The sequence below is a fragment of the Lactobacillus sp. UMNPBX15 genome (genome assembly GCF_002553785.1).
Classification (GTDB): domain Bacteria; phylum Bacillota; class Bacilli; order Lactobacillales; family Lactobacillaceae; genus Lactobacillus; species Lactobacillus crispatus.
Genome location: NZ_PCYV01000032.1, coordinates 22,065 through 28,226 on the forward strand (window position 1 = coordinate 22,065; position 6,162 = coordinate 28,226).

Below are 6,162 nucleotides of genomic sequence, written 5' to 3' on the forward strand. Positions count from 1 at the left end.
ATTTAGCAGATTTCTAAAAAGTAAATAAATAAGATTAATTCTTTAGAATATTATTGGCTAGTTGATAAAAATTTTATATGAAAAGGAGAAATTAAATGAAAATCTGTGGAAAAACAGGTTTATTATTATCATCAGCGATTATTGCAGGAGCAATTTTCGTCATGGGGAATCAAGTAAAAGCTGATACAATCGAAAATGGAAAAGCAGCTGATACTAATGCTTTACAAATCGGTCACAACGATACAGTAGTTCCTATTAAAACATCTATTTCACCGGTTGCAAGCCATGATAATCAAACTCTTCGTCAAGTTGCAGAAGCTAATAATACTTCTTTAGCAGTTCTTGAGAAATTAAACGACAATATTAAACCAGATGATCCAATTAAAAATGGGACCCCTTTGTATCTCCCACAAAATTCAAATTTATTTGCTCAAGAGAACGATGCTGTACCACATTCATTGTATGTAAAGTATTGGAGCCATCTATCACCTGCTAATCGTAGAGCTAAAGCTTGGATTGCACAACGTGAATCTGGTGGTAGCTACACTGCAAGAAATGGTAGTGTATATGGACGCTATCAATTATCATTAGGTTACTTACACGGAAACTTATCTCCCGCTAATCAGGAACGAACTGCAAATCGATATGTTAAAGGTCGTTATGGCTCATGGGTAAATGCTAAAAAATTCTGGTTAGCACATAATTGGTATTAATTGAAAAGAATTAATAGATTAGATTATGAAATTAAAGAAAATTGCTACAGCTCTGGTTACTACAGTTGCACTTACAGCATTGTTTAACAATACATTAATTTCGGGTAATGTTGCAAATGCCTCTAATGTAGCTTCAAAGCAAGTAAAAAAGCATTATGTAATTAAGAATACTCCTAAACTTAGTAAATGGGGCTACATTTTAAATGTTAATTCTTCTGCCCTACCTATTTTTGTTGGAAGAAGCAACTATCGAAAACTTTTAAATAATCCATACTTTAAAGGCGCTAAAAGCATTAGTTCTAAAAAGCTAAAAAATGTTAAATTTAAGGTTGTTAAAGTCATGGTATTTAAGAATGTGAATGGTACCCCCGAGTATTTTGTCACTTCTAAGGATCATAAGTATAATGTCTGGACACCAAATGCTGGGCTACAATACTGTGATATACAAAGTAAGTCTCTTCAAAAGGTTATTAATCCATTAAAAAGAATAAAAAAGAGAGATTTTGAAAGATTAAATAGTAAAACACCAGAAAAAGATACTGTATCTGGTCGTAAACGGATCGCTAAAAATAAGTATGATTTTAATTTAGCTGTCAAAGCAGCTGAAAAGTTAAAAAGAAAGCAACGTAGGTTTGTTTTAAGTTTCTTACAACAAATGAAACAAGATGATGGTATCCGAGATCTTATGCAGGAAAAACAGGATAATATCTTACTATGGACTATTAATTAAATAATAAATGACTGTATTCATTAGAAAAATACAGTCATAAATTTAAAAGTTCGAATGATCATTGATTCCTTATTTAGAAAATTCAATAATCGTTCGAACTTTTTTACATATTTTCTAAGCGTTTAATGCGGTCTGCTGTTGGTGGGTGAGTATCAAACAAGTGCGTCAAACCGTGATTGTGGAATGGATTTTCGATATATAATCCAGCACTACTACTATCAGCTACTTTCATTGGTTGGCTATTTTCAATCTTGCGTAAGGCAGAAATTAAGCCTTGCGGATTACGTGTTAATTTAACTGAAGATGCATCAGCTAGATACTCACGGTTACGTGATAAAGCCATTTGGGCTAGGGATGCCGAAAGTGGACCTAAGATCAAAACGAAGACCAAGGCAACCACTTTAAAAATCATGGCTAAAGCATTACTGTCACGGTCATCGTCGTCATCACTGCGCACGCCGCCCCAGAACCAAAAATTGGACGCCATATTAGAGATAAAAGAAATGACCCCAACTAATACCACGGCAATTGTTGAAAGTAAAATATCGTAGTTTTTCACGTGTGATAATTCATGCCCTAAGACGCCTTCGAGTTCTTCACGATCAAGTAATTCTAAAATTCCTTGAGTAACTGCCACCGCACTATGTTCAGGGTCCCGACCAGTTGCAAAAGCATTGGGACTAGGATCAGGAATAATATAGACCCGTGGCATTGGAACCTGTGCCACCATCGCCATATCTTCTACGATATGCCACAGTTCCGGATTGTCGGCTTCATGAATTTCTTGCGCGTGATTCAAGCTCATAATCATGTTGGCTGGATTTTGCCACATGATGAATAAGTAGACTAAACTACCGATTAAAGCAATAATAACGCCCATTGTTGGACTATTGCTCCAAAGATAACCGATTCCCGCACCAACTAAGCCTAAGATCACCAAAAAGATGAACATAATTAACGCCGTTTTGCGTTTATTACGAGCAATTTGTTGGTAAAGCATGGTTAAACTTCCTTAAAATTAAAACTTAACTTGAGGCACATTCTTTTCTTCACTAGGAGTTTCTAAGTAGTTAATCTTAGTAAAGTGGTGCCACTTGGCAACAATATTTGATGGGAAAGTAAGCAACTTTTGATCATATGTTGCTACAGTTGAATTATAAAGTTGACGAGAGTAAGCGATCTTGTTTTCAGTGTTAGTCAATTCTTCTTGCAATTTTAAGAAGTTTTGATTAGCTTTCAAGTCTGGGTAGGCTTCAGCCAAAGCAAAAATTGACTTCAGAGAATCAGTAATTTGGTTAGAAAGCTTCATCGCTTCTTCATGGTTACCTTGAGGCACATTAACCAATTGATTACGTAATTTGACTACTTCCTCAAAAGTTGATTTTTCATGCTTGGCATAGCCCTTGGTGGTTTCAACCAAGTTAGGAATTAAGTCATTCCGACGCTTAAGTTGAACGTCAATTTGACTCCAAGCCTCTTCGGCGTAGACTTTTGCTCTTTGCAAACCGTTATAAGTTACGATATAAATAGCCACGATTAAAACAATAATGGCGATAATGATCCAAATTAATGGTGACATAGTTTTTTCCTCCATAAATATTTATTTAATTTTATCGTTTTCGAATTTCTTGGGCAATGAAAAAGAATGCCAAAGCGACATTCTTAACAAAAAATATTAAATTCTGAAGATTAATAGTAATAATCCGACTGCAGTCAAAATAATCAAACCAGCAAACTGCATAATGGTCCATTGAATGAAAAATTTCTTCTTGCTTACGCTGCCGTGTTGATTGAAAGTCTTAAGAACTAACATGTTGGCCATTGAGCCAATGGCTGAACCAAAACCACCAATGTTTGACCCCAAGAATAATGCTTGAGCATAAGTAGTAAATTTACCAACTAAAATGGTTGATGGTACGTTACTCATTACCTGACTGGAGATAATTGAAGCGAAGTAAGTTGAAATTTCGGAATAAACAGTACCATGGATTAGATTTACAATAACAGGGATTTGTTGGATATCGCTGATGAAGATGAAGAAACCAGTAAAGGTAAGAAGTAAGGCGTAGTCAATTTTAAGCATAATCCGAGGATTAATTGCGAGGGCTAATGCGATTGATGCCAACATTGGCCAAATAATATCAATGGTTCTGAAAACACCAAAGAAGAAGAAAATAAAGACAGCAGTAGTTATCAGTGTCGGACGCCAACTGATTTTGATAGGCTCAGTTTTTTGGACAGGAATTTCTTCTTTAGGAATAAATAGAAAGACTAACCCCATGATTAACATTGAAACTACTAAATAAGGCACAGACCATTCAAAAAACTTTAGTGGACCAACGTTAAAACGGCTGACCAAGAAAATATTGTGCGGATTGCCCCAAGGCGTAAACGCTGCTCCGATGTTTGCGCCCATTCCGATTAAGGTAACAGGTAAAATCTGCGGCAATTTATAACGTTTAGCAATATTTAAATACAATGGGATCAAGGTTAATGCAGTAATGTCATTACCTAAAAACATCCCTGAAATAACAGCCAACAACGAAAACAGCGTGTTCAGCTTACGTGTGTTGTCGGCAATGCTTGTAAGCTTGTATGCCAAAACGTCCAGAACGTGCAAGTATGCATAGATCTGGATAATCGTTAACATCGCGGCAACGGACCATAATGTATGGAAATTAATATCCGCAAACCGCGGTCTGGCAAAAAAAAGACTGACTACTGTAATGATCACAGTAATCTGTAAAATTCTATCTTTAGCAATATTCTTTAAGACGGTCATAAAAGGTCCCCCTTACGTATTACAATCGTCTAAAAACCCTATGTACCATTTTGAGCCTTTTTGTGATTGCATGCAATGATAAATTTTAAAAATATCAAGATTAGCGGCATTTTCGAGCATATTTTTAGTTAGTTGGAACTAGTCGTGCTATATTTAAATAAGTAAATTAATCAAATTTAGATTGAAAAGAGGAAACAAAATGACAGAGAATGCAATTTCAATCAATATTAAACCAGATGCTGCAGAAATGATTAAAAGCAAGATGGATGCAGATCACCAAATTGTCATCTTGGCTTTAGATGATGGTTCAACCAAGTATTCTAAAAAAGGCGGCACTTGTACTATTGGCGACAGCTTCCAGTTTGTAATCCTTGCTGAAAAAGATCCTAAGTATAATATTTCAATCGAAAATAATGCTGGTCTTGACTTGTATACTGCTCAGCCGGAAACAACTTTCTTTGAACCAGGTCTAGTGGTAAATGCGCGCAACTCAACTTTGAGTTTATCTTCAGACAGCGGCATTATTGATGGTGGGATGACCGTTACCCAATATGAACCTGAAGCAATTACTGCTGATGATCTAAAAAACGGCGGTCAATGTTAAAAAATAAAATTAATCATAGGGACGAGGGAATGACCTCGTCCTTTTTTAGTATAGAATTAAGAAAGTAATTTCAATGCAAGGGGGGAAGAACAATGACTTTTGTCAAAGAAATAAAAGCAGGTAGTCGTGAATTTTGCCAAAATTGGCTGCGGTATCTGCTACTTTTTATGGGATTAAGTTTATTTAATCAATTTATTGTTATTCCATTTTTTCGCTATATTACAACCTTTGTTTTGCAGGCTAGTGCTATTCCGTTCGTATCTTATCAAAATGTAGTGATGATCATTACGACGCATACGGTTGCCTTTTTAATTTTGATAATTGAGTTGCTGCTTTTATTAGTAGTCTTGTATGCGCAATTAGCTTATTTACTTCATGGCGTTTGGGATATTAAGCATCAAGTTTTTACGTGGAAAAATAGTTTTATTCAAACTTGGCAAAATATCAAAAAAATTCGTTTGGGCACGCTTTTTATTTTGATGCTCTATTTTTTATTGGTAGTACCGTTAGCCGATGTCATCTTTAGAACACCACTTTTAAGCAAAGTGCAGATTTCAGAATTTATCTTGGATTATCTGACGAGAACGCCAATCTTGTTAGCCGTTTTGATTGCGTTTTATTTAGCCGCTTTGATCCTTGGTGCAAGGCTAGTATTTGCTTTACCCATCATCGTTTTTGACCACTTAAAGTCGGCGCAAGCAGTAAAAAGAAGTTGGCGATTAACGGCGCACTACCGTTGGCGGACGATTTGCTGGAGGATTATTGTTTTAGCCGTTTTATCTGCAGCAGTCATGACAATTTTCTATTTAGCAATGTATTGCTTGCAGCTATTAGTTGATTTATTACCTGGGAAATGTCCGTTAATTGTAGCCATTATCAATCTTTCGCTTGTTCAAATTATTAGTGAAGTAGCGTTAGTCTATGTTAGTGTACTGGGCTTATCTATTATTTTGAAAGCTTTAAGGCAAGAAAAGATAAGTCAAACAGGTAAAACTAAAAAAATAATTCTAAGTACATTAGTTGTGTTTGTACTAGTAATGATTGATGCAATATCCACCAATTATTTATATTTGACTAGTGTAAATGCTAAAGCGCCAGTAATTATTTCTCATCGCGGCGTTGATGATAAAAATGGCGTACAAAACACGTTACAGTCATTAAGAAAAACGGCTAAAGAAAAGCCGGACTACGTTGAAATTGATGTTCATGAAACTAAGGATAAAAAATATATCGTAATTCATGATGAGAATTTATTGAAGCTAACGGGAGTTTCAACAAGTTTAAAAATATATGTGTAATTGTGTTTCTTAAGTGTTATAAAGTGTGCTATAAT

7 protein-coding genes are annotated in these 6,162 nt (G+C 35.3%); 4 read left to right on the forward strand and 3 right to left on the reverse strand.

Going from position 1 to position 6,162, the window contains the following annotated elements:
* Positions 1–95 precede the first annotated feature (95 nt).
* Positions 96–713, forward strand: coding sequence for an aggregation promoting protein (locus CP366_RS08225; RefSeq protein ID WP_089145636.1), 618 nt, complete (start codon positions 96–98; stop codon positions 711–713).
* A 25-nt stretch (positions 714–738) separates the two neighbouring features.
* Positions 739–1,443 carry a hypothetical protein gene (locus CP366_RS08230; protein ID WP_089145635.1) on the forward strand — a complete coding sequence of 235 codons (705 nt, stop codon included), beginning with the start codon at positions 739–741 and terminating at the stop codon, positions 1,441–1,443.
* Positions 1,444–1,546: 103 nt separating this feature from the next.
* Here CP366_RS08230 and htpX read toward each other — a convergent pair whose 3' ends face one another.
* The 3 genes from htpX to CP366_RS08245 all read right to left on the reverse strand — a co-directional run bounded on the left by htpX (position 1,547) and on the right by CP366_RS08245 (position 4,225).
* Entirely contained in the window at positions 1,547–2,443 is an 897-nt protein-coding gene (gene htpX, locus CP366_RS08235) for a zinc metalloprotease HtpX (protein WP_023487933.1), read from the reverse strand.
* 18 nt (positions 2,444–2,461) lie between these two features.
* The gene (locus CP366_RS08240) at positions 2,462–3,022 is read right to left on the reverse strand and encodes a LemA family protein (RefSeq protein WP_061204357.1); all 561 of its coding nucleotides are present in this window, start codon (positions 3,020–3,022) and stop codon (positions 2,462–2,464) included.
* Between the two features lie 96 nt (positions 3,023–3,118).
* Positions 3,119–4,225 (reverse strand): SLC13 family permease, encoded by a 1,107-nt coding sequence (locus CP366_RS08245; protein WP_089147956.1) that lies wholly within the window; start codon positions 4,223–4,225, stop codon positions 3,119–3,121.
* Between the two features lie 199 nt (positions 4,226–4,424).
* Between CP366_RS08245 and CP366_RS08250 the strand changes: the two genes are divergently transcribed.
* Both CP366_RS08250 and CP366_RS08255 read left to right on the forward strand, forming a co-directional pair.
* Positions 4,425–4,829, forward strand: coding sequence for an iron-sulfur cluster biosynthesis family protein (locus tag CP366_RS08250; protein ID WP_005727488.1), 405 nt, complete (start codon positions 4,425–4,427; stop codon positions 4,827–4,829).
* Positions 4,830–4,921: 92 nt separating this feature from the next.
* Positions 4,922–6,127 (forward strand): glycerophosphoryl diester phosphodiesterase membrane domain-containing protein, encoded by a 1,206-nt coding sequence (locus CP366_RS08255; protein WP_233197979.1) that lies wholly within the window; start codon positions 4,922–4,924, stop codon positions 6,125–6,127.
* Positions 6,128–6,162 lie beyond the last annotated feature (35 nt).

What these genes read in the sequence shown, in the direction of transcription:
- CP366_RS08230 (WP_089145635.1), top strand. Translation starts at nt 739, where the DNA reads ATGAAATTAAAGAAAATTGCTACAGCTCTGGTTACTACAGTTGCACTT.
- CP366_RS08255 (WP_233197979.1), top strand. Translation starts at nt 4,922, where the DNA reads ATGACTTTTGTCAAAGAAATAAAAGCAGGTAGTCGTGAATTTTGCCAA.
- CP366_RS08225 (WP_089145636.1), top strand. Translation starts at nt 96, where the DNA reads ATGAAAATCTGTGGAAAAACAGGTTTATTATTATCATCAGCGATTATT.
- htpX (WP_023487933.1), bottom strand. Translation starts at nt 2,443, where the DNA reads ATGCTTTACCAACAAATTGCTCGTAATAAACGCAAAACGGCGTTAATT.
- CP366_RS08245 (WP_089147956.1), bottom strand. Translation starts at nt 4,225, where the DNA reads ATGACCGTCTTAAAGAATATTGCTAAAGATAGAATTTTACAGATTACT.
- CP366_RS08240 (WP_061204357.1), bottom strand. Translation starts at nt 3,022, where the DNA reads ATGTCACCATTAATTTGGATCATTATCGCCATTATTGTTTTAATCGTG.
- CP366_RS08250 (WP_005727488.1), top strand. Translation starts at nt 4,425, where the DNA reads ATGACAGAGAATGCAATTTCAATCAATATTAAACCAGATGCTGCAGAA.